The 23,609-nt window shown below is 60.0% G+C and carries 17 protein-coding genes and 2 pseudogenes; 8 read left to right on the forward strand and 11 right to left on the reverse strand.

Annotated features, from left to right (window positions below; all coding sequences use genetic code 11):
• The first annotated feature begins 11 nt into the window (after window positions 1–11).
• From ACFY9W_RS15230 to ACFY9W_RS15245, 4 genes and pseudogenes are all read left to right on the forward strand, one after another.
• Window positions 12–542 (forward strand): tripartite tricarboxylate transporter TctB family protein, encoded by a 531-nt coding sequence (locus ACFY9W_RS15230; RefSeq protein ID WP_391131607.1) that lies wholly within the window; start codon window positions 12–14, stop codon window positions 540–542.
• Entirely contained in the window at window positions 539–2,062 is a 1,524-nt protein-coding gene (locus tag ACFY9W_RS15235; RefSeq protein ID WP_391131609.1) for a tripartite tricarboxylate transporter permease, read from the forward strand. The genes ACFY9W_RS15230 and ACFY9W_RS15235 overlap by 4 nt, the downstream gene beginning before the upstream one ends.
• A 96-nt stretch (window positions 2,063–2,158) precedes the next feature.
• Window positions 2,159–3,109 carry a LysR substrate-binding domain-containing protein gene (locus ACFY9W_RS15240; RefSeq protein WP_391131611.1) on the forward strand — a complete coding sequence of 317 codons (951 nt, stop codon included), beginning with the start codon at window positions 2,159–2,161 and terminating at the stop codon, window positions 3,107–3,109.
• 466 nt (window positions 3,110–3,575) lie between these two features.
• A pseudogene (locus ACFY9W_RS15245) lies at window positions 3,576–4,957 on the forward strand (tyrosine-type recombinase/integrase).
• Between the two features lie 120 nt (window positions 4,958–5,077).
• Here ACFY9W_RS15245 and ACFY9W_RS15250 read toward each other — a convergent pair.
• The 6 genes from ACFY9W_RS15250 to ACFY9W_RS15275 form a co-directional block, all read right to left on the reverse strand.
• Window positions 5,078–5,812 carry a transporter substrate-binding domain-containing protein gene (locus ACFY9W_RS15250; RefSeq protein WP_391131613.1) on the reverse strand — a complete coding sequence of 245 codons (735 nt, stop codon included), beginning with the start codon at window positions 5,810–5,812 and terminating at the stop codon, window positions 5,078–5,080.
• A 56-nt stretch (window positions 5,813–5,868) separates the two neighbouring features.
• Window positions 5,869–7,122, reverse strand: a complete 1,254-nt coding sequence (locus tag ACFY9W_RS15255) for an OprD family outer membrane porin (RefSeq protein ID WP_391131615.1) — start codon at window positions 7,120–7,122, stop codon at window positions 5,869–5,871.
• Between the two features lie 95 nt (window positions 7,123–7,217).
• Window positions 7,218–8,534 carry an MFS transporter gene (locus ACFY9W_RS15260; protein WP_391131617.1) on the reverse strand — a complete coding sequence of 439 codons (1,317 nt, stop codon included), beginning with the start codon at window positions 8,532–8,534 and terminating at the stop codon, window positions 7,218–7,220.
• Window positions 8,535–8,597: 63 nt separating this feature from the next.
• The gene (locus tag ACFY9W_RS15265) at window positions 8,598–9,650 is read right to left on the reverse strand and encodes a beta-propeller fold lactonase family protein (protein ID WP_391131619.1); all 1,053 of its coding nucleotides are present in this window, start codon (window positions 9,648–9,650) and stop codon (window positions 8,598–8,600) included.
• A 115-nt stretch (window positions 9,651–9,765) separates the two neighbouring features.
• Window positions 9,766–12,438, reverse strand: coding sequence for an aconitate hydratase AcnA (gene acnA, locus ACFY9W_RS15270; protein ID WP_391131621.1), 2,673 nt, complete (start codon window positions 12,436–12,438; stop codon window positions 9,766–9,768).
• Window positions 12,439–12,587: 149 nt separating this feature from the next.
• Window positions 12,588–13,493 carry a LysR substrate-binding domain-containing protein gene (locus ACFY9W_RS15275; protein ID WP_391131642.1) on the reverse strand — a complete coding sequence of 302 codons (906 nt, stop codon included), beginning with the start codon at window positions 13,491–13,493 and terminating at the stop codon, window positions 12,588–12,590.
• Between the two features lie 249 nt (window positions 13,494–13,742).
• Between ACFY9W_RS15275 and ACFY9W_RS15280 the strand changes: the two are divergent.
• The 3 genes and pseudogenes from ACFY9W_RS15280 to ACFY9W_RS15290 form a co-directional block, all read left to right on the forward strand.
• A pseudogene (locus tag ACFY9W_RS15280) lies at window positions 13,743–14,513 on the forward strand (MCP four helix bundle domain-containing protein); the annotation flags it as partial.
• Entirely contained in the window at window positions 14,505–15,374 is an 870-nt protein-coding gene (locus ACFY9W_RS15285) for a methyl-accepting chemotaxis protein (protein WP_391131644.1), read from the forward strand. The pseudogene ACFY9W_RS15280 and the gene ACFY9W_RS15285, both read left to right, overlap by 9 nt.
• Before the next feature lie 151 nt (window positions 15,375–15,525).
• Window positions 15,526–16,761, forward strand: coding sequence for a beta-propeller fold lactonase family protein (locus ACFY9W_RS15290; RefSeq protein WP_391131623.1), 1,236 nt, complete (start codon window positions 15,526–15,528; stop codon window positions 16,759–16,761).
• 39 nt (window positions 16,762–16,800) lie between these two features.
• On the opposite strand, the gene ACFY9W_RS15295 is transcribed toward ACFY9W_RS15290, so the two are convergent.
• The 4 genes from ACFY9W_RS15295 to ACFY9W_RS15310 form a co-directional block, all read right to left on the reverse strand.
• Window positions 16,801–18,024, reverse strand: coding sequence for a c-type cytochrome (locus ACFY9W_RS15295; protein ID WP_391131625.1), 1,224 nt, complete (start codon window positions 18,022–18,024; stop codon window positions 16,801–16,803).
• On the reverse strand, window positions 18,021–19,784 hold the full coding sequence (locus tag ACFY9W_RS15300) for a GMC oxidoreductase (RefSeq protein WP_391131627.1): 1,764 nt from the start codon (window positions 19,782–19,784) through the stop codon (window positions 18,021–18,023). Before ACFY9W_RS15300 ends, ACFY9W_RS15295 begins: the two co-directional genes overlap by 4 nt.
• Before the next feature lie 7 nt (window positions 19,785–19,791).
• Window positions 19,792–20,535, reverse strand: a complete 744-nt coding sequence (locus ACFY9W_RS15305) for a gluconate 2-dehydrogenase subunit 3 family protein (protein WP_391131629.1) — start codon at window positions 20,533–20,535, stop codon at window positions 19,792–19,794.
• 142 nt (window positions 20,536–20,677) lie between these two features.
• Complete coding sequence (locus tag ACFY9W_RS15310; RefSeq protein ID WP_391131631.1) at window positions 20,678–22,060, reverse strand: MFS transporter; 1,383 nt, start codon at window positions 22,058–22,060, stop codon at window positions 20,678–20,680.
• Between the two features lie 112 nt (window positions 22,061–22,172).
• Here ACFY9W_RS15310 and ACFY9W_RS15315 point away from each other — a divergent pair, with 112 nt between their 5' ends.
• The gene (locus ACFY9W_RS15315) at window positions 22,173–23,063 is read left to right on the forward strand and encodes a LysR substrate-binding domain-containing protein (protein ID WP_391131632.1); all 891 of its coding nucleotides are present in this window, start codon (window positions 22,173–22,175) and stop codon (window positions 23,061–23,063) included.
• A 48-nt stretch (window positions 23,064–23,111) separates the two neighbouring features.
• Here the strand turns inward: ACFY9W_RS15315 and ACFY9W_RS15320 are convergent.
• Window positions 23,112–23,609: TRAP transporter large permease subunit (locus ACFY9W_RS15320; protein WP_391131634.1), on the reverse strand; the 498-nt coding region annotated here is incomplete at its 5' end.

A 23,609-nucleotide genomic window follows, 5' to 3' on the forward strand; every position in this document is an offset into this window, starting at 1 on the left:
GGGAGAGCATCATGAACACGACCGCAGACAAGCCGCTGATCACCACCCGCTGGGTGGAGATTGGCCTGGCGCTGTTCACCGCCGCATTGGGTGGCATCGTCATGCACGGCAGCCTGGCAATCGGCATCGGTTGGGGCGATGCCGGCCCTGAGGCTGGTTACTTCCCCTTCTACATCGGCCTGCTGCTGACCTGCGCCAGCCTCGGCAACCTGCTGCCAGCCCTGCTGCACCGGCAAGCCATGACGCAAGCGTTCGTTGGCCGCCAGGCGTTCCGCCGGGTGCTGGCGGTGTTTCTGCCGATCGCCGCCTATGTCGCCGCCATGCCGTTCGCCGGTATCTACCTGGCCTCGGTACTGTTCATCGCCTGGTTCATGTGGCGCGCGCGCAAGGCCGGCCAGGGCCATGGGCGCCTGACCATCGCCCTGGTGGCCTGCGGCGCGGCGCTGGCCAGTTACCTGATTTTCGCGGTGTGGTTCAAGGTACCGCTGGAAGCCGGCGTGCTGGGTGACCTGGCCAGCTACCTGGGAGGGCTGCGGCCATGAGCGAAATCGATTCGTTGATGCAGGGCATGAGCCTGATCCTCACCGCCCACCACCTCGGGCTGATGGTAGTAGGCGTGCTGCTGGGCATTCTGGTCGGCGTGCTGCCAGGGCTGGGCGCGCCGAACGGCGTGGCACTGCTGCTGCCGCTGACGTTCACCATGGAACCGGTGTCTGCAATCATCCTGTTGTCGTGCATGTACTGGGGGGCGTTGTTCGGCGGTTCGATCACTTCGATCCTGTTCAATATCCCGGGTGAGCCGTCCTCGGTGGCGACCACCTTCGACGGTTATCCAATGGCACGCAACGGCCAGGCCGGCGAAGCGCTGACAGCCGCGTTCACCTCGGCGCTGCTCGGCGCCCTGGTCGGCGTGCTGTTGCTGACCTTCCTGTCCACGCGCATCGCCAGCTTTGCCATGGAGTTCAGTTCGCCGGAGTTCTTCGCGGTCTACCTGCTGGCGTTCTGCACCTTCATCGGCCTGAGCAAGAACCCGCCGCTGAAGACCGTGGTGGCGATGATGATCGGCTTTGGCATGGCCACGGTAGGCATGGATACGGTGTCTGGCGAGTTGCGCCTGACCTTCGACCAACCCTGGCTGCTGTCCGGCCTGAGCTTCGAGGTCGCGGTCATCGGCCTGTTCGGCATTGGCGAAATCCTCTGCACGGTCGAGGAAGGCCTGGTGTTCCGGGGCGAACGGGCACGCATCACGCCGATGGTGATCCTGCGCACCTGGGCCAAACTGCCACGCTATTGGTTGACCTGGCTGCGCAGCGCCCTGGTCGGCTGCTGGATGGGCATCACCCCCGGCGGCCCGACCGCAGCGTCCTTCATGAGCTACAGCCTGGCGCGGCGCTTCTCCAGGCACCGCGAGCGCTTCGGCAGTGGCGAGGTGGAAGGTGTGATTGCCCCGGAAACCGCCGACCACAGCGCCGGCACCAGTGCCCTGCTGCCAATGCTGACGCTGGGTATCCCTGGCTCGGCGACTGCGGCAGTGATGCTCGGCGGCCTGATGATCTGGGGCTTGCACCCAGGGCCGACGTTGTTCGTCGAGCAGCACGATTTTGTCTGGGGGCTGATCGCCAGCATGTACCTGGGCAACGTCGTCAGCCTGATCGTGGTGCTGGCCACCGTGCCGCTGTTCGCTTCGATCCTGCGCATCCCGTTCTCGATCATTGCGCCCATCATCATCATGGTCTGCGCCATCGGCGCCTACTCGGTGCACAACTCGATGACCGACGTGGGCCTGATGCTGGTGTTCGGTGCCCTGGGCTATCTGTTCAAGAAGCTCGGTTACCCGATCGCGCCACTGGTGCTGGCTGCGGTGCTGGGCGACAAGGCCGAGGACGCCTTCCGCCAGTCGATGCTGTTTTCCGACGGGGAACTGTCAATCTTCTGGTCCAACCCGCTGGTCGGCAGCCTGACCGGCGCGGCACTGCTGATGCTGTGCTGGCCGTTGCTGGCCAGGGCCGTCGCCGGGCTGCGTGCCGGCGTCGGCCGCCACCTGGCACGCCGTAACGCCTGAAAACTGCCAGCGGCGGGGGCGTTGCCTGCCCCCACCGCTGGCGCCCTCCTGCATTTCTTGTCAATCTTGGCGACCTCCATGACCACGAGCCAGACCATGTCCCGCATCCCCGACGCCAATATCATCCACAGCCGCCTGCGCCTGCGGCAACTGCGCCTGATGCTGGCCCTGGACGAACTCGGCTCGCTGCGCCGTGCCGCCGAGGAGATCGGCATGACTCAACCGGCCGCGACCAAGATGCTGCACGAGGCCGAGGACCTGCTCGGCGTCGAACTGTTCGAACGCCTGGCCCGTGGGATGCGCGCCACGCCGTTCGGCGAAACACTGATCTATTACGCACGGATGATCTTCGCCGAGCTGTCCGGCATGCGTGAGGAAATGGTCGCCCTCGAGTCAGGCAACCTCGGCCGGGTCACCATCGGCGCCATTCCGGCCCTGGCCTCCGGGTTGCTGACGCGCACCATCGCCACGCTCAAGCAGAGCCACCCGCGCTTGTCGATGAGCCTGCAGGTCGACACCAGCGACGTGCTGGTGCAGGCCCTGCAGCAGGACCAGCTCGATGTGGTGCTGGGCCGCATCCCCAGCAATGCGCGCGCCGAAGACCTGCAGTTCGACAGCCTGGGCGAAGAGGCCCTGTGTGTGATCACCGGCGCCCAGCACCCCCTGGCCAAGGCGAAAAAGATCGCCTGGACCGAACTTCAAGAAATGACCTGGGTATTGCAGCCGCATCCAAGCCCAATGCGCAACATCGTCAACCAGGCATTTCACAACGCCCGTATCGACCTGCCCAGCAGCATCGTCGAGACCACCTCGATCATGACCTTACTGGCGTTGCTGCAGCAGACCGACATGATCGGCATTACCCCACGCTCGGTGATCGATGACTACCCGGGTCGCCATCTGCTGGCGATACTGCCGATCCTGCTGGAGCCCCGCTTACCGCCTTATGGGCTGATTACACGGCGCAACCGGGTACTCTCCTCGGCGATGCAAACGTTCATGGCCGCAATACACGAACAGCAAAGGCAATCAGAGCGGCTTGGGTGATTCGTGTAACGGTCATTGCAGCCTTGATGTCAAAGCGGCGCGCCAGGCTCATCCTGAGCCAGGCAAAGGCTTTTTTCGAGGGTGAACAAGCTTTGAGCACCCTGGAGAATACATAGGTGCTTTTAGGTAGCTGAAATTTGAGGGGTATATAGTGGGGCAAAATTGCCAAACAGAGAAAAACGGACAGGCATAAAAGAATCCAGTCACCGCTAAGTGACTGGATTCTTTGGAGTTTGGTCGGGACGGAGTGATTCGAACACTCGACCCCTTGCACCCCATGCGTCTTTTACGTGGTTCTTCATGGATGTCAATGGCCAGCCTTGGCAGGCCGAAACCCAGCAAATTCGGGCACTACAGCCCCGATCGCCTTCCACCTCAATCCGCCAGAATCCACCGACAGCCGAGTCACTCGGTGGGGTAAAAGTGGGGTAAAATTCGAGCTAACCGGTTCAAGCTGGGGTGACACATGACCAAGCTGACTGCAAAAAAATTGGAAGCTTTCACGGCTGATGATCACGGTACCATTCTCCGAGAGGACGGTGGACTGGTCGCAAAAATCCGCGCTGGAGTGCGTGGCGTAACCATACTCTTTCGCTTCGAGTTCAAACACGAAGGCGTGAAACGCGATTTGAGCTTGGGCAGTTGGCCCAAAAAATCGCTAGCCCAGATCCGCGCCGAACGCGATGAAGTCAAGGCCGTTACCACCAAAGGCATTCTCCCCGCAGCTGCTCGCAAGGCCGCCAACATAGAGGCTCAGGCAGCGGTAGCAGCGACCATCGCATTAGCCGAACAGAGCATTGCCGAAAATAAGACCGTTTCTGAACTCTTCGAGGATTGGATACGCGACGGTGTGTCTCGCGAGGACGCCAATGTAGAGCTCCGTCGAAGCTTTACCAAGGATGTACTTCCCTTAATTGGGAAGAAGCCACTACGTAGTCTTACAGAGAAAGATCTGCTCACAGTTCTGCGCTCGGTGAAAGCCCGCGGGCTGAACCGCACAGTCGTGATTCGCAGTAACGATATCGGACAGATGCTGCGCTGGGCTGAAAAACGCAAGCCATGGCGGTCTTTAATGGTCGACGGCAACCCCGCAGACCTGATAGATGTGAAGCAACTGCTTGATCACGATTATCATGAGGAGCGTAACCGCCTGCTCTCTCCGGACGAAATTCGCGAGTTGCGTGATATTTTCGCCCGTTTGGAGCTCGACTATGAAGCTCTGGATCCAGGCCAGAAATACTCAGGCGTCCGCCCGGCCAACAAACGTGTGCAATGTGCCGTATGGATTTGCCTGGGTACGCTCTGCCGCATCGGTGAACTGCTGAAAGCCGAATGGAAGCACCTGGATCTTGAAAAGGGGAACTGGTTCATTCCGGCCGAGGCCACCAAGGGACATAAGGGGAAACGTCAAGATCATCACGTTTTCCTATCCGCTTTTGCTTTAGAGCAATTCAAGTTGTTGCAAGCACACACCGGGCATACGCGTTTCTGCTTCCCCAGCAGAGACGAAAATAGTCACGTCGATACAAAGACTATCAGCAAACTGGTAGGCGACCGGCAGTGCAGCCTAAAAAATCGCAGCAAACCGCTGCCTGGCCGCCATCACGATGACTCGCTGGTGTTGAGTCAAGGGACAAAAGGTGAATGGACGACTTACGTCGCACTGGAGCGACTCTGATGCAGGAACTGGGCGTTAACCTGGACATCATCGACCGCTGCCAGAATCACCAACTTGGAGGTACAAAAGTCCGTCGGCACTATCTGCATTATGATTATGCAAAAGAAAAGAGTGAAGCATGGCACGTCTTAGGGGCGCACCTTGTAAATATTCTTTCGAGCTCAAGCTAATGATCAGTGAAGCGGGAAACGAGGCTCGCATCGGGATGCGAGGCTCTAAAATAAAAATGTCTCAGCTATCCCTGAAACAGAGATAGCTGTGATTCTGGATTCATTTTTTGGCTTTACAGATCAGTCTTTTGGATCTGCACTGACATCGGTTTGCCCCGTAGCCAACAATGCTCCACGCACGAAACCACTGCGTAGGCTGCGCTCGACATAATCACGCACATACGCCGCCGCTGCATCTTTACCTCTGGGCACTGCCATAGCCTGACGAATAGCAGTGAACGCGCCATCGAGCACCCGATAAGCAGCATTGCCATCAGCAACCTTCTGCAAAGGTTGGCGCACGCCTGCGGCAGCATCCAGGCCTTGTTCAATGAAAAGATCGACAGCACCTGCTGAAGTCTCGGCACGGACCAGTTCGGCATGCTTCAGGGTACGGCTGAGATACAGATCATAAGCGGCGCCCTTCCCAACGCCCATTCGTAATCCGGCTTCATCCAGATCGTCGACATGGGTGAACGGCGCATCATGCTTGACCAGGTAAGTGCCCTCAATCAGGACGTAGGGCTCACTGAAGAAGATCTGTTCTTCGCGTACTGGCTCGATGGCCAAGAACGCCAGGTTCCATGCCCCCTCTTCCAGTGCAGCAAACACCTTACCCGCCGCGTCGAAAGTGCGCATGCTCAGCGCGACGCCCAGCTCTTCAGCCATGGCTTTTGCCAAAGCGACCGACACCCCTTGAGGCTCGCCATCTGGGCCGCGCTGGGCAAGGACTGGGTTTCCATAGTTGATGGCGGCGGTGAGTACACCATCAGGAGCAAGTTCGGCCAGGAGTTGCGGGGTGATTAGGGTGGACATCAGTTGTTCTCCATTTTCCAGGCGGCCCCATCGGCGGATGGGCCCCCGATTGGGCCTCACCAGATAGGCAAGGAGTAGGACACGATCAGGCGATTCTCGTCAGCGTCACGGGTGAAACTGGAACGGTAAGCAGCATTACGCCAGCGAATGCCGACATTCTTCAAGGGGCCGGCCTGAATCACGTAGGCGATGTCAGTGTTGCGTTCCCATTCGTGCCCTTCATCTGCCTGAGTCGAAGGGTTGGCATGGTCACCACGGATGTAGCGCGTCATGAAACTGAGGCCCGGAATACCAAGCGCGGCAAAATCATAGTCGTAACGCAGCTGCCAGGAACGTTCACCCGGCTCGGCAAAATCGTTGATCTGGATGTAGTTCACCAGGTAGGCATCGGCACCGTTGAGGAAAGGAATCGAGGTGTCGCCGTTCATCTTCTGCAGCCCCAACCCGAACGCATGCCCGCCCAGGCTGTACGTGAACATCCCGTTGAGCGCTCCACTGTCAATCGCACCGCCCCGCGCCCGGCCGGCGTTGTCACTGCGCATGTAGCGCAGATCGCTTTTCAGTTTGCCTGGACCGAGGTCCAGCGTGTGAACGACACCGAAGAAATGCTGCCGGTACACATCTTGCAGCTCTGCGTATTGATAGCTCAGGTTGAGCTGCTTGCTGACGGCATAGTCGGCGCCACCAACCCAGTAGTCGTCGGCCTCCACGCTGCCGGAGAAACGCCGGTTCTTGTTGTTCAGGCTAAGCTTGACAGGGTTGGTGGAGTCGCGGTCAGTCACTCGATCGAACCGAGCGCCAGTCAAGGTCAACCCCTGGATTTCCTTCACACTCAGCACACCACCTTCAAATGTCTGCGGCAGGATGCGTCCGGTGTTGGCCTGCAGGGTAGGCATCTTGGGGATGAACGTACCGTATTTGAACTCGCTGGCCGAAACGCGAACCTTGGCGGTCAGCCCAACGCGACTGTACTCATCGGCCGCGCGGCCATCGTCATGTACCGGCAGCAATCCCGAGCCAGCCCGGTCACGGCTCGAGTCGAGTTTCACGCCAAGCATGCCCAGCGCATCCAGGCCAAAACCGACGGTACCCGGTGTATAACCTGAGCGGAAATCGAATATGAAACCTTGCGCCCATTCGGCACGTTTGGACTGCCCATTGCCATCTCGGAAGTCGCGGTTGAAATAGAAGTTCTGCAGTTGCAGGTTGGCTTTACTATCCTCGAAAAAACCTTCGGCATTGGCGGCGCCAGCGGCCAGGCAGGGGGACAGAGTGAGCAAGATTCGCAGGATTTTTTTGTTGTTGTGCATCTGGCGTTTCCGTTTTTCAGGCATGCGGATGCCGTGGCCCAATCAGAGCCAGGCGTTAGCGGATGAAACAGGGGCTGCGCAGCAACCCCAAAGGATCAATGTGCAGAAGCGGCCATTGGCTGCCCAGGTTCCTTGTTGCTGACCCGCATGAACAAGGTCATGACGAAGGCCAACAGCAACAGCCCACTGAGGAACATCAGGCCGGTCGCGGCACTCCCAGTCTCGCCCTTGACCACGCCGATCAGCGACGGCCCGGCAAAGCCACCGAGGTTGCCGATGGAGTTGATCACGGCGATGGAAACCGCAGCGGTGGCGCGGTCGAGGAACAGCGTGGGCAGCGCCCAGAATGGCGACTTGAAGCTGTACAGGCCGGTGAGCGCGACGCAGATCATTGCCATTGAGGCGACCGGGCTGGGTAGCATCGCGGCGCCCAGCAGGCCCATCGCGGCCACAGCCAAGGGAATGGCCGAGTGCAGCTTGCGCTCATTGCGCCGATCAGAGCTGCGCGACCACGCAACCATCAGGATTGTCGCGACGATGTAGGGCACCATGGCGATCAAGCCGATCTGTGTATGAGTCAGGCTGCTGGAGAAGCCCTTGATGATCTGCGGCATCCAGTAGCCGACACCGAGGCTGCCACATTGGTAGACGAAATAGATGAACGCCAGGTACAGCACCTTAGGGTTGATCATGGTCTTGAACACACTCAGGCGTTTGACGTTCTTGCGGCTTTGACGGTCGCGCTCAAGTTCGGCGAGCAGCCACTGCTTCTCCGCCTCGGTCAGCCACTTCGCCTGCTCGGGTTTGTCGGTCAGGAAGAAGAAGCACGCCACCCCGAGGAACACTGCTGGCACACCTTCGAGGAACAGCATCCAACGCCAGCCGCTCCAGTCGAGCCACTTGATGTTGTCCATGATCCAGGTCGAAAGCGGCGCGCCGATGATATAGCTGACCGGAATCGCGGCAGTGAACAGGGCTACCGTGGTGGCCAGCTCTTTGGAGCGGAACCAATAGGTCAAGTAGACGATGACACCTGGGAAAAAGCCGGCCTCGGCCACCCCCAGGAAGAAGCGCAGCACGTACAACTGGTTGGCGGTCTGGGCAAATGCGGTAGCGGCGGCAATCGCCCCCCAGGTCACCAGGATGCGGGCGATCCATACCCGTGCACCGTACTTGTTGAGCATGACGTTGCTGGGTACTTCGAACAGGAAGTAACCGATGAAGAATATCCCGGAAATAAAGCCGAAGGCCTCGCTGGTCAAGGCGAGTTCCTTGTTCATTTCCAGCGCGGCGTAGCCGATGTTGGCCCGGTCCAGGTAGGACACGATGTAGAGCAGGAACATAAAGGGGATGATGCGCAGGGTGATCTTGCGGACCGTGGCCTGTTCATCGACAGTCTTATTGTTGTTCATGGCGTCCTCACTATGGGGCGGCCCTGGAGCAGCCCCTTTTCATTGTTATCGTTACAGCACGGTTCAGGCAGAGAAAACCATGCACACCGGACTACCGGTCGAAACCGAAAAGTCCGTTCTGCTCAAGCGTCCGTGCTGCGCATCGACTGCCAGGGCTACGATGCTGTCGCTGTCTTCGTTGAGGGCGAAGACGAAGCGCTGGTTGGGGGTCAAGGCAAAGAATCGTGGCGTGCGCCCGGCAGTGGGCGCCACATCGACCAACGTCAGCAGGCCGCTATTGGTGTCGATGGCGAACACCGCGATGCTGTCGTAACCACGATTGGAGGCGTAAAGAAAACGGCCGCTACGGTCGATCTCGATCTCGGCAGCGCGACTGTTGCCTGTGAAGGTCGAAGGCAGCGACGAAAGCACTTGCAGCGGTTGCAGCGCACCACTTGCGGCATCGAAGCGATAACTGGTCACGGTCGAATCCAGCTCATTGACTGCGAAAGCCAATGGGGCACTCGGGTGCAGCGCGATGTGCCGAGGCCCCGCGCCTTCGCGGCAGGCCACGAAAGGTTGGTCGGCCGGCAGCAACTTGCCATCGGCGAAACGGAAGCTGAATACCCGGTCCAGGCCCTTGTCGGGTACCAGCACGAACTGGCCCGAGGTATCGAACGGATTGAAGTGGGGCTTGGCGAAAGGCTGCTCGACTCGGTGAGGCCCGACCGGCCCCTCCAGTTGTACTAACTGGCTGACCTCACCCAGGCTGCCGTCGGTGTGGACATCAAGTACGGCCAGCGTACCCGTAATGTGATTGGATACGACCAGGTAACGTTCGCTAGGGTCCAGCGCCAGGTGCACCGGGTTGCGTCCTTCACAGCTCTGGGTGTTCAGCCAGCTCAACGTACCGTCCTGCACGCTGACCTTGAAGGCACTCACCTCACTGCGGTCACCATGCACGGCATACAGCCGGTCGCCGGCACGGTTGAGCGCCAGGAATGACGGGTTTACCAGATCGCCCAGTACCTGGATCAGGTCCAGGGTGCCCAACTGCTGGTCCACACGGTAGACCGAGATGCCATCGCCCCGCGCGTTACGCTCGCGGGTGGTACGGGAACCGACATAGGCATACATAGATTGTTCTCCGGTTTAGAGGTGCGTGGCAGGCACACGGGGACTTTCGTCCGCGCAAGCGCCGGCCATACGGTGGCATCACTGCCACCGCCGATGATCTTTGGGTCTCTACGCCTTATTGGCGGGTACGCTTGACGACCTTGCGAATGACATAGGGCAGCACGCCACCGTTGCTCAGGTAACGGATTTCCTGCAGCGAATCGATGCGGGCGACCAACTGGATTTCGTCGCGCTGGCCACTGGCCCGGTGAACGATCATGCCGATACGGTTATCACCCACGCCAAGTTCGTCGAGCCCAATAAAGTCGAAGTGCTCACTGCCATCGAGGTTCAGGTCTTCCACGCCCTGCCCTGCTTCGAACAACAATGGCAATACGCCCATCCCGATCAGGTTGCTGCGGTGGATGCGCTCGATGCTGCGCGCTACCACTGCACGCACGCCAAGCAGGGCTTGCGCCTTGGCCGCCCAGTCGCGGCTGGAGCCTGCGCCGTAGTTGATGCCGGCGAAGATCACCATGGGTGTTTCGGCGTAGCTCTTGGCGGCATCGTACAGTGGCTCGCGCTGACTGCGGTCGGCATTCCAGGCCCAGGCGCCAGGGCCAGGCTGCTCCTCACCGAGCAGGCGGTTCTTCACCGATTTGTTGGTGAAGGCACCGCGTAGCATAACCTCATGATTGCTGCGCCGGGTGGAGTACTGGTTGAGGTCCTGTGGGTCCTCACCCCGCTCAAGCAGCCATTCGCCAGCCTGGCTGTTGGCCGGGATCGCGCCAGCGGGTGAGATGTGGTCGGTGGTGACGTTGTCGCCCAGCACCATCAACGGCCGCGCGCCCTGAATGGCCAGGCTGGCTTTAGGCTCGGCCTGGATATCGGCCAGGTACTGCGGGCGGCGCAGGTAAGTCGAACGGGCGTCCCAAGGAAACTGCACGCTGCCTTCGGCCGACAGCGCCTGCCAGTGATGGGTACCGTCCCACACTGTGGCCAGGCGCTGGCGGAAGAACTCTGGCTTGACTACTCGGGCTACCAGCGCGGCTACTTCCTCATCGGAAGGCATCAAGTCGTGCAGGTATACCGGATTGCCCTGCGCGTCGTAGCCGAGCGCATCCCGGGTGAGGTCGGTGTCAATGTTGCCGGTGATGGCGAACGCCACGCACAGGGCCGGCGAAGCCAGGTAGCCGGCCGGCACCTTGGGGTTCACCCGACCTTCGAAGTTGCGGTTGCCAGACAACACCACGACGCCCTTCAGGCCCTGGTCGGCGAAGATCTCGACATGCTCCTCAAGCTTGCCGGAGTTACCGATGCAGGTCATGCAGCCGAACCCTGCCAGCTCGAAGCCAAGCGCAGAAAAATCCTGTAGCAAGTCGGCTTCAGCGAGGTAATCGGCGACCACTTGCGAGCCTGGCGACAGCGAAGTCTTGACCCAGGGTTTGCGCTGCAGCCCAAGCCGGCGGGCATTGCGCGCCAGCAGGCCGGCCTGGATCATCTGCGCCGGGTTGGCGGTGTTAGTGCAACTGGTGATCGCCGAAATAACCACGGCGCCGTGGCTGATTGGCTGGCCAAAGGAGGGTTCGAAGAACTGTTCTGCCTTCGGCCCCGCAATCAGGTTGCCGCCGCCAAGCACTTCGTCCCTGAACGAGGGGCCCGAACGTGACAACGGCTGGCGCTGGTGTGGCTGATACGGCCCGGCGACGCTCGGTTCGATGCTTGCAAGGTCGAGCTCGATGAGTTCGTCGAACTCGGGCTCAGGCAATTCGTCACGCCGATGCAGGTTTTGAACATGCATGTAGCTGGCGGCCTGCAGGCACAGCGCCTCCGAGCGACCAGTCAGCATGAGGTAATCCAGGGTCTGATCGTCGAATGGAAAGAACACTACGGTGGCGCCATATTCCGGGGCCATATTCGACACCGTGCCCCGTGCAGCCCAACTCAGGGTAGTCAGACCTGGGCCCGTAAATTCCACGAACTTGCCCACTACAGAGCGTTTACGCAGGATTTCCGCAACATGCAGTGACAGGTCGGTCGCCGTGACACCGGGGCGCAAGGCGTTGGTAACCCTGAAGCCAATGACCTGCGGGAAATTGATCGGTACCGGCTCACCAACCATCGCAGCCTGCCCTTCCAGACCGCCTACGCCCCAGCCCAGGACACCAATGGCATTGATCATCGGCGTATGGCTGTCGGTGGCAACCATGTCATCCGGGTGCAGCAAGCGTTCGCCATCCTCAGTGCGGCTTTCCCACACCACTTTGGCCAAAGCTTCCATGTTCATCTGGTGAATGATGCCGGTACCCGGCGGGATCACGCCGAAGTTATCCAGGCTTTTTTGCGCCCATTTGATGAAGCGATAACGTTCACTGTTACGGCGAAAATCGATGTCGAGATTCTGCTCGACTGCCTCAGGCTCGGCGTAACGTTCAACGATTACCGAGTGGTCGATGGTCAGCACCGCCGGAATTTGTGGGTTCATCGCAGCCGGATCCCCACCCAGCTCGGCGACCACGTCACGCATCCCGGCAAAGTCGGCCAGCGCAGGCAGGCAGGTGGTGTCATGGAACATCAAACGGTTGGGCTGGAACGGCACTTCGCAATCCGGGCCCTGGCCGATGGCGCGCGCCAGCACGGGCTCGAGAGCCTCGGGCGTACACCGGGCGACGTTCTCCAGCAGGATGCGGATCGAATAAGGCAAGCGCTGCAATTGGCTTGGGGTCAGCAGCTTCTTCAGGTCAACATAGGCAAATCGCACCTGGTCGATTTCCAGGTGACTCATCAGGTCGCGGGCAGTCTCGGTCATGCTCGGTTCGCTCGGCTTCTTATCGTTTTAACAGCACTGGCATTGCAATCAGTCCTGTCGATGAACCGATACTAAAAGCAGCCTGCCAGGTTGAAAATTGGTCATTCGCCACGACAGCGTTCGTCAACCGAGAACGCTCAGAAACAGGCCTATGGGGCCAGCCGCAAATGATCGATGAAGGTTTTCAGTGTGGCGGAGGCTGCGTCATATTTTTTCACCACCAGCAGCAGCGTTCGCTTGGCCCACGGCTCGTCGAGTGTTACCGCCTTGAGTTTGTGGCTGCGCAGATACTGACTGATCACGCTGCGTGGAAGCACGGCGATGCCCAGCCCGTTCGACACCATCCTGCACATGCAATCGAAGCTGCTGACGCGGATACGCAACTGGAGCGTCATGTCGAGCTTGGCAGCCTCAGCGGTCAGCAGGGTATGCATTGAGCTGTCCAGGTGAGGCCCCACCATTTCATGGGCCAGCACTTCCTTGAAGGTCACACGCTCGCGATGTGCCAACGCATGCCCAACGGGCACTGCCAAGGTCAGTTCGTCATGGCGGTACGGATAGGTTTCCAAGCCTTGGGTCGGGGTTTGCTCGGCGATGATCCCGAGCTCGGCACGCCCATCGGCGACCGCACGCACCACCGCTGAGCCGACGCGCTCCTCGATGTCGAATTTTATAGCAGGGTAGACCCGGGAAAAGCTCGCCAGATCCTGTGGCAGGAACTGGGACAGGGCTGAAGTGATGGCATGCAGGTGGATGTGCCCTTTGACACCACTGGCGTACCCGCTCAGTTCGATGTCCAACTGGGCCATCGTTTGCTTGATCTGGCGGGCATGAAACAACAGCGACTGGCCTGCTGGCGTCAGCTCCACGCCCCTCGCGTTGCGCACCAGCAACGGCGAGCCGATCTGTGCCTCTAGCTCGGTGATGCGCTTGCTGATTGCTGAGACCGCCATGTGCTTGATGCGACTGGCGCGGGTGAGATTACGCTCCTGCGCGACCGTGATGAAAAGATCAAGGCTTGTAAGGTCGTAGAGCACGGCATGAGTCCTCGTCATAGCCCTCAATTGTCCGGGCCGGCCATCCAAAACACAGTCATTATTGATCTTTAGATCACAAAAATACAGTCCATTACCTTCTCACCGACCGTAAACCATGATTTGAAGGTGGCAATGTGACACATTATGTTGCACTTTTGAGCGCCAATAACCCAAAAACCCTTCGCATCTGCGACAGAAGGAGCCCAGGAAAGCTCCGTCACCTCGCATTCAGCTACCGCTCCCCCTATTACCCATAAGGCAGTAGAGATGTTTCTGCGTCGACTTAAAATCGCCCCCCGGGCAGGCTTCGGCTTCGCCTTGATCGCTGTACTCGTGGCCTTCGTCGGTCTGTTTTCTTTGTCCAAGATGGGCCAGATGCGTGATCGGCAGATCCAGACCGAGCAGCGCTGGGTGCCCAATCTTCAGCTGGTCAGCAATCTGCGAGAGGACATGTTGCGTATTCGCACGGTTGGCCTGCGCCTGGCACTGGATGCATCACCCGAGCATGCCGAAGATTTCATGACTCAGTTTCGAGAGCGAGAGCGCCAACTCGATGCCAATTTGCATAAACTGCGCGACCAGCTCGACACACCAGTTGAACGTCAGCTATACGAGCAATTCGCCAAAGGTTTCGACACGTACCGCAACTTCATGACCCAGAGTTTTGCCTTGAGCCGAAATGGTGAACAGGCGGCCCTCAAGGAGCTGACACTCACGGGCATGAAGGGCATCGTGGACCGCACCAGTGAGCAGCTTGATGCCTTGGGCAATGTGTACAGCCATGAAATCGAGCAGGCCGGCGCACGCTCTGCCGAAGGCTTCAGCAGTTCTCGCACCATCGTGCTGACAATGGTTGCAGTGGCGGCCCTGGCAACCATCGCCCTGGCGTGGCTGCTGACCCATAGCATCGTTGCCCCCCTTCGCAGCGCGATCCAGGCAGCCCAGCGCGTGGCAGCAGGTGACTTGCGCCATGCACAGCAGATCAGCGGCGCGGACGAAGTGACGGAGCTCGAACTCGCCATCAGCCAGATGCAGGGGCAACTGCGAGAAACCGTAGCACGCATTGCCGACTCGAGCTCGCAGCTGGCTGCTGCCGCCGAAGAACTCAACGCCGTTACCGAAGCTTCCAGCGAGGGGCTGCGCCGACAGAACGAGGAGGTCGAACAAGCGGCCACTGCAGTCAATGAAATGACCACTGCTGTCGAAGATGTAGCCCGCAATGCGGTATCCACCTCCGAAGCGTCGAGCCAGTCCAGCCGTTCTGCCGAGCATGGCCGGGAACGTGTGGAGATGACCCTGACCGCCATTGCCGAGCTGAGCCAAGAGGCTGCACAAACAGCAACGGCCGTGCAGGTACTGGAATCGCAATCCCAGGAAATAGGCAGCGTGCTGGATGTGATCCGCGCCATTGCCGACCAGACCAACCTGCTCGCGTTGAATGCAGCCATCGAAGCTGCGCGCGCCGGGGAAGCCGGTCGCGGCTTTGCAGTAGTTGCCGACGAGGTGCGGGCATTGGCAGGTCGCACTCAGCAATCCACCCTCGAAATCGAACAGATGATTGCAGGCATGCGCGAAGGCACCGGTCAGGTACTGGCTGGCATGGAGCGCAATACCGACAAGGTCAGGACCACCCGGGAACTGGCGCATAAAGCGGGCGCGGCGCTGGATGAGATCACTCACTCGACCCATCTGATCCATGATCGCAACACAGTCATCGCTACCGCAGCGGAGCAACAGGCGCAAGTCGCTCGCGAAATCGACCGAGCATTGGTCAGCATCCGCGACCACTCGATCCAGAGCGCCACCGGTGCCCGGCAAACCAGCGCTGCAAGCAGCGAACTGAGTGCACTCGCAGCGCAGCTGATGCAGTTGGTTGGCCGCTTCCAGATTGCTCGCTGATACCGTTCTGCGCCCAGCAAATTGTGGGGAGCGCTCGCGAGCCGCTTGCAAGAAACTGAGACACCTTTCATTATTGCTTTTGTGCATACTCAAATACAATTACAGCAGCCATGCTCACGCTGGCATTGCACAATCAGGAAAGCTGACGCCCATGAAAAAAAACATGATTTCCCTGCTGCTGGCAGCAGCCCTGCCAACCGCGGTTCTGGCTGACTCCCCCCCCAAAGAACCAGAACTGCTCTACGCGAGCCTTGGTGAGCGTATTCTCGCCTATCGAGTGGATCCCGACGCGGCAGAACTGCACCCGCTAGGCGAAACGCTTGCCCCGGCAAACTTGCAGTTCGCGGTGAAAAACTCGACAGGCAGCATGTTGTACGTAGTTTCCAGCAACGCTGGCAACGGTACCCTCGGCGCCAAGGGTGATACCCATGTGCTCCAGGCCTATCGCATCGACACCGCCTCCGGCCGCCTGGTACAGGTCGGAGAGAATGTGAACCTTCCAGAACGCCCCATCAATTTGGGGCTTGATCGCGGCGATCGGTTTGCCATCGTGGCTTACAACCAGTCAGCGACCCTCAGCGTCCACCCGATCGGCGCCGATGGCGGCGTCGGGAACGCCGTGGCTCAGGGCCAGGTTCCTCAGGCAGGCATTTTCACCCATCAGGTGACCTTCACTCCCGACGATCAATACGTGATAGCACTCGCCCGCGGCAACGATGCTGTCAAGCAAGTACCGGATCAGCCAGGCAGCATCAATACCTTCTCGCTCGACGCACAGGGCTTGCTGCACAAGGTCTCCAGCCAGGCGATCGACCGGGGCATCGGCCCTCGCCACCTCGCTTATCACCCCAGCCAACCTTGGGTCTACATGGCGATGGAAAGGGGCAACAAGCTCTACATGTATTCACGCGACGCCGATGGCCGGCTGGCAGAACGACCCACTTATGTGAAAGACACACTGAAAAGTCTCGACAACATGGAGTTTCCGCGTCAGCGCGGTGGCGTGATCCAGGTGTCGCCAGACGGGCGCTTCCTGTACGTGAGCAACCGCGCCGACGCCGCTACCGAGCGAGACGGCAAGCGCGTCAACAACGGGGGGGAGAACAACATCGCAGTCTTCGCTATCGACCCCCGCACCGGCGAACCTCGTCGCATCCAGATTGTCGACGGCCACGGCATCGAAGCCCGCACCATGCAGGTGGACCCGTCCGGCAAGTTGCTGATCGTGGCCAACCAGCTGACCCAGTGGGTCAATGACCACGGCACGCTGCGCAAGGAACATTCGAACCTTTCGGTATTCCGTATAGAAGATTCAGGCAAGTTGCAGTTCGTGCGCAAATACGACATGGATGACGAGAGCAAATCGCTGCTCTGGATGGACATCTGAATCACGCCGAGCCCCGCATTGCGCGGGGCTCGATCGTTTTCAGTGGCCGGCAGCCAGGTCTTCGCGCACTGCGCGGGCCTGGTCGGCCGTCACGGCAGGCGCAGCGTTATCCCAGGTGTTGCGGATGTAGGTGGCCACCGCCGCCACCTGGCTGTCGTCCAGGCGCCAGGCAAAAGACGGCATGGACGGGCCGGTCGGCGCGGCATCGGTGGCAACCGCCTGAGCCCCTTCGAGCACCACCCGTAGCACCGTGGCGGGGTCGTCCGCCAGCACCGCACCGGCATTGCGCAGAGACGGGAAAATCTTCTCCACACCTTCACCATTGGCCATGTGACACGCCGAACAGTTGTCGGCGTACAACGCCTTGCCCGCCACCATCGCCTGGGTTTTCGCGTCCACGGGCTTGGGCGACTTGAGCCCAGCGTCCAGGCTTTTGATGTAGGTGGCTATCGCGTTCAGGTCTTCGTGCTTCATGAACTGGGTGGAATGCATCACCACTTCGCCCATGGGCCCGGATGCGGCCGAAAAGCGGTTGCGCCCGGTCTTCAGGTACTCGACCAGTTCGGCATTGCTCCATCCGCCGACGCCCCGGTATGCATCGCCTGTGATGGTTGGCGCCACCCAACCTTGCAAGGTGTAGCCCTGCAGGTGGCCGTCGGCGGTATCGCCACCCAACAGGTTTTTCGAGTTGTGGCAGGTGCCGCAATGAGCAAGGCCTTCGGCCAGGTAGGCGCCACGATTCCATTCGGCGCTCTTGCCTGGGTCGGGCTTGTACTCACCCTCTTTGAAAAACATCATGTTCCAGCCATACAGGCTGGTCCTGACGTTGAACGGGAATGGCAGCTGATTGGCCACCACTTTGTTGTGGACCGGCGGCAGGGTGGCCAGGTAGGCACGGATCGCCAGCAGATCCTCGCGCTTGACCTTCGTGTAGGCCGTGTAGGGAAACGCGCCATACAGCAGTTCGCCGTGGTGCCCAACGCCTTTCTGCAGGGCCTGCACGAACTGCTCGTCGGTCCAGGCGCCAATGCCTGTTTCGCGGTCTGGCGTGAGGTTGGGCGCGACAAGCTTGCCGAACGGCGTCTCGATGGCCTTGCCGCCGGCCATCACTGGGCCGTGCTCGCTGGTATGACAGGCCGTGCAGTCACCCACAGTCGTCAGATAGCGGCCTTTTTCGATATCAGGGAAGAACGCGCTGTCCGCGTGGGCGGCAGCGGATAGCATCAGCGAAGCAGCCATTGCTGCGGTGGCTGTCCTGATCATGCGTGCACCAGAGGGCCAGGGTTCTTCAGGTACTGAGTGCGGATCGCATGCGCGGCCCAGTAAGCCAGTGCGCCCACCGTCGCGGTGGGGTTGTAGCCGGCATTCTGTGGGAAAGCAGAGCCGCCGATCACGAACAGGTTGGGTACGTCCCAGCATTGCAGGTACTTGTTGACCACGCTGTCACGCGGGTTGTCACCCATGATCGCGCCACCGGTGTTGTGGGTACTCTGGAACGGCACAATGTTGTACGGCCCTTTCGCCGGCTTGGCCACGATCTGCCGTGCACCCATCGCGCGCGCCACGTCAGCGGCCTTGTCGGTGACGAAGGCCGACATTTTCAAGTCGTTTTCTGGGAAATCGAAGGTCAGCTGCATCATTGGGCGGCCGTGACGATCCTTGTAGGTAGGATCGATGCCCAGGTAGTTCGAGCGGGTCGGGTAGGAACTGCCTTGCGTGCGGACCACCGTAGTGCTCAGGTAGTGCTGCTTGGTCGCAGCCTTCCAGCCCTTGCCCCAGCGTGGCGTGCCCGGTGGTGTCATGCGGTTGCTGATCGGCCAGCCGCTGGTGACGTTGGACATGATGCAGGCACCGCCGAAGAAGCCCAGCCCCGAATGGTCGAAGTTGTCACCGTTGTACTCGTCACAGGCCTGGCCCACGCCACCACCGGCGATGAAGGGGTTGAAGTTCTTGTCGTCGAAGAACGCCTGCACGCTGGAGTTGGTCTGGTATGCGTAGTTCTTGCCGATCAGCCCGGTCTCGTTGACGGGGTCATACGGCTTGCCAATGCCGGATGCGAACAGCAGACGTACGTTCGGTACCGAAAACGCCGTGAGGATCACCAGATCCGCAGGCTGCTCGTATTGCTGACCACTGGCATCGACATAAATCACGCCAATAGCGCGCTTGCCAGACGCATCGAGCTTGACCTGCAGCACTTCCGATTGCACCTGGGCCGTGAAGTTACGCCGCCGCATCAGCGCCGGGATGATGTTGGTCTGCGGCGTCGACTTGGAGTAGTTGGCACAACCGCAGCGCGAGCAGTAACCACAATAGGTGCAGGGCGCCATCGTGACGCCGTAGGGGTTGGTATAGACCTTGGAGGCATTACCGCTGGGCGTAGGGAAAGGCCGCAGCCCCATCTTCGCAGTGGCCTCGGCGAACAGCGTTGGCGCATAGGTCATCGGCATCGGCGGCAACGGGAATTCGCTGGAGCGATTGCCTTCGAACGGGTTGCCGCCCGGCTGGTACTGGCCGTTGAGCATGCCGGCCTTGCCACCGATACCGGCCATTTTCTCGAACTTGTCATAGAACGGTTCGAGTTCATCGTAAGTCACGCCCCAGTCGCGAACCAGCAGGTCCTTGGGGATTGCCTTGGCGCCATAACGTTCGGTCAGGTGCGAGCGCAGGACGAAGTCGGTTGGGTTGTAGCGCCAGGTCAGGCCGCTCCAGTGAGCGCCCGAGCCGCCAAGGCCGGTACCCAGCAGGAACGAACCGTACTCGCGCATCGGCAGCGCTGTCTGGCCGTAGGCATTGCGGAAGGTGTAGGTGTCCTCCGCGGCCGTGATCATCAGTTCTTGCTGGATCACGTAGCGCAGTTCGTCCTGCACGTAGCCGGGGTTGAAATCGGTGCCGGTATCGCGCCATGGTCCGCGCTCGAACGCGACCACCTCCAGCCCTGCCTCGGCCATTTCGATCGCCATGATCGAACCGCACCAGCCCAGGCCGACAATCGCGACGTCTTTCTTGGGTAACTTGATCATCTGACTCTTACACCTTCCAGTCTGGACGACCGGCAATACTCACGGGAGGGTTCGGATAGGTCTGTCCATGCTTGTCGATCCAGTCCAGATAGTCGTAGCGCGAGCCTGGGTAGCCGATCATTTTCCAGCTCACCATGTCGCGATTACCGCCGTAAATCGGATCGGCGAAGAAGCCTTCCATCGTGCGCGACAGCAGCACTTCGAAGAATGCGCTGCCCTGAACGCCGTCGGGCAACTCCACATGGCCGCTCTCCAACCCTCTCAGCAGCGCTTCGCGGTCGTGCGCGGCCAGTTGAGCGAACGGTTGGCCAAAGGCAGCCTGGCAGTGCTTGTCCAGGGCAGCCAGGCCCGCGCGCATCTGCTCCGCGGGTGTCAGCGGCGACTGCGGGCCTTGAGTAGGCAGCCCCTTGGCGAACGGGCCTTGCAGGTACATACGCGCCCCCTGCCCTTGCGGCCCGGACATCTGACGATCGATGTAGATGGCGCAACCGGCGTCTTTACCGCTCAGGCTCAGTTCATCAGCAGGGATTAGCGTTTCTACGATGGCTTCCACCGCCAGCCGCTCCTGGTCGTTGAAGAACGTCCAGTTATGCGGGTTGATGTCGGCAGGCGGGTCAGCCGCGCCAGGTGTCCAGGGCAACGCTTGGCCACCGACGATGGTGGCAGCGTTGCTGAAGGACGAGCTCACCGCGATGAGCGTTCCGGCGCCCAGTAACTGGCGACGAGTGATCCCATTGGGTGTTTCTTTCATACAGGCCTCTCAGGACAATCACGAGCGGCCGGCATGTTAATGGATTTTGTAACATCAAAATACAAAATTTAAATTAATATTGCTCAGATCCGACCGGAAGCAGCGGGCTTGCCTCGGTTGAATTGACACCAGCGCAAAGCGTTTATCCTTGTAAAACAAGGGCGCCAGCATCACGGCGCATTTTCCAGCTATCCCATATAGCTACCGCCGCAAGTACAGACACGCACACAAATGCAAACTGAAAATCATGCGCACTCGGAATCCCCGCGCTGCCGTGGGTGAGCATTGCCGCGCGCAGCAGCAACGCACCAATCGCGATTCCCAGCCCCATACTCAACTGGAACGCCATGCTGAACAGCGTGGATGCGTCCCGCATGTCGGCCGCTGGAATTTCGCAAAAGCCAACGTTGTTGTAGGCAGTGAACTGCAGCGAACGCGAGAGCCCTCCCATGAACAGCAGCAAGAGAACCAGGTGTTGGCTGCTTGATCTGTCAAGCAGCGCGCAGCCACCGATACACAGCACGCCCAACCAACCGTTGATCAGCAATACGCGCCGAAACCCCCAGCGCTTGAGTATCCCGGTAGTAAACACTTTCATCACCAGGTTGCCAGCAAACACAGCGATCATCAGGCTCCCTGCCGCGATAGCGGAGAAGCCGAACGCCAGTTGGAACATCAGCGGCAACAGGAACGGCAGTGTGCTGATACAGACCCTGAACAGCGAACCGCTGACGAATGTAAGGCGAAAGGTGGGAACACCCAGCACTGCAAGCTTCACCAGTGGCTCCGGTACCAGCCGCAGGTGACGCACGCCAATCGCGCCAAGCAGCACAGCCGACAACAGCACAAGCGCTGCGACCCAACCCTGGGTACTCGCATGGCCCAGCATTTCGAAGGCTGATAGCAGCAGCACACAACTACCCGATACCCAAACGAAACCCAACCAGTCGAATGCGCCCCGGCTCCCTGCCCGATGATCATCGAGCAAACGGCTTGCGACGATCAGTGCGACAATGCCGACAGGCACATTCAGATAGAAAATCCAGGGCCAGGAAGCGTGCGTTACCAGCAAAGCGCCCACCGGCGGCCCAAGCACGGGCGCCACCAGCCCAGGCACGGTAATGTAGCCAAGCGTTCTGACCAGGTCCTTCTTGTCGGTTGCCCTGAGCACCGCCAGCCGCCCCACGGGCACCATCAATGCCCCGCTGACGCCTTGCAGCACCCGTGCGGCTACGAACATCTCAAGACTTTGACTCAGACCACACAGCAGGGAAGACAAAGAAAACGCGGCAATAGCGACGGTGAAGGTGGTACGGGCGCCGAAGCGATCTGCTGCCCATCCGCTGAGGGGTATGAACGCAGCCATCGCCAGTAGATAGCAGCTCATGCCAATGCCGAGGTCGACCGGCTTGACGCCAAAGCTGCGCGCCATTTCCGGCAGCGCTGTGACAATCACAGTGGCATCGAGGTTTTCCATGAAGAACGTCGCCGCCACCAAAAAAGCAATTTGAGTTGATCGGTTCATGTCGCGCTGTCATTCCTGCCTGTGAATCAAGGCCACAGCTTAACCACCACAAATTGGAATAGAAAATTCATTAATGTAGGGTTAGGCATCTGTTTCCGTGATAACTTACGCCATGAACCTGAAAGCCCTCAAATATGCAGTTGAAGTTGCCCATACGGGCAGCTTCACCCGCGCCGCTCAATGTCTGCATGTCGCGCAATCCGCGCTGAGCATGGCAATCGCACGCCTCGAACAGGAGCTTGGGGTTGCCCTCTTCGAACGCAATGCCAGAGGCGTAACCGTCACGGCCGAGGGGGAGCGCTTTCTGCGGCGGGTGGACTTGACGCTGCAAGAGCTTGCCTGCGCCCGGCAAGAGTTGGGCGCGCTCAATCAATTGGCATCGGGTGAGGTGCGGCTCGGTTTTGCTCCCATGTTCGGGATGGGGCGCCTTCCGTCCTGGCTCGAACAGTTCCACCAGCGTTACCCAGGTGTACGCTTCAAGGCACTGGAAGGGGGCGGCCAGGAAGTGGGCTTGCGGCTGGAGTCACGAGAAATCGACATAGCACTGATGAATGCCCGCAGGGTGAAACCCCACTGGCGCTCTGCGCTGGTCGACGCCGATGAACTGATCATCGGCGTATCGCCAACACATCCTCTGGCGCGGCATGACACCCTGTCGCCAGAATGCCTGCACGAACAGCCCATGGTGCTACTCGACGGCCGCTTCGCTCAGCGCGTGATGCTGGATGAATACTGCAAGCTCCATGGCATTGCATTCCACACCGTGCTGGAAAGCAACGATGCACCACTGGTACTGCAAGCCGCTCAACGAGGGTTGGGCGCTACAACGATATTCCGCTCCAACATGCAGGCGAGTAGCGGCCTGACAGGCATTCCATTCGAGCCCCCTCAGCACTTGCAGTTCAGCCTTTGCTGGCGGGCCGACGAGCACCTTTCCTTGGCAAATCGGCGCTTCATCGAATTCGTCACGGGCACAATCCTGCCAGCCGATGCTCGCCATTGACCGGCTGAAAAATCATGCAGGCCTGGCGGCCTGCATGAGCTTCTGGGTTCAGGCTGCACTCCAGGGGAACAACCCAAACGCCATGCTCACCAGCATGATCACCATGCACAGGACAAACGCCCACTTGAGCGTGTATTTCTGGTGGTCGCTGAACTCCACGCCAGCCAGGCCGCAGAGCAGGTAAGTCGAGGCCACCAGCGGGCTGAGCAGGTGGATCGGCTGGCCGACCAGCGAAGCCCGGCCGATTTCGGCGTGGGTAATGCCGTACACCTCGGCCGCCTTGGCCAGTACCGGCAGCACACCATAATAGAAGGCATCGTTGGACATGAAGAACGTCCCCGGGATACTGGCCAGTGCAGTGATCGGCGCCATGTATGGGCCCCACTGCGCCGGCAGCATGTTGAGGAAGCTCTTGGACATTGCATCCACCATGCCGGTACCGGACAGAATGCCGGCGAGAATCCCTGCCGCCAGGAAGATCGCGATCTGGTTGAGCGCAGTCGGCGCATGCGCGGAGATGCGTCGACGCTGGTCTTGCATCTGCGG

Source organism: Pseudomonas sp. NPDC008258 (assembly GCF_042956345.1).
In the GTDB taxonomy this organism is placed as follows: Bacteria; Pseudomonadota; Gammaproteobacteria; order Pseudomonadales; family Pseudomonadaceae; genus Aquipseudomonas.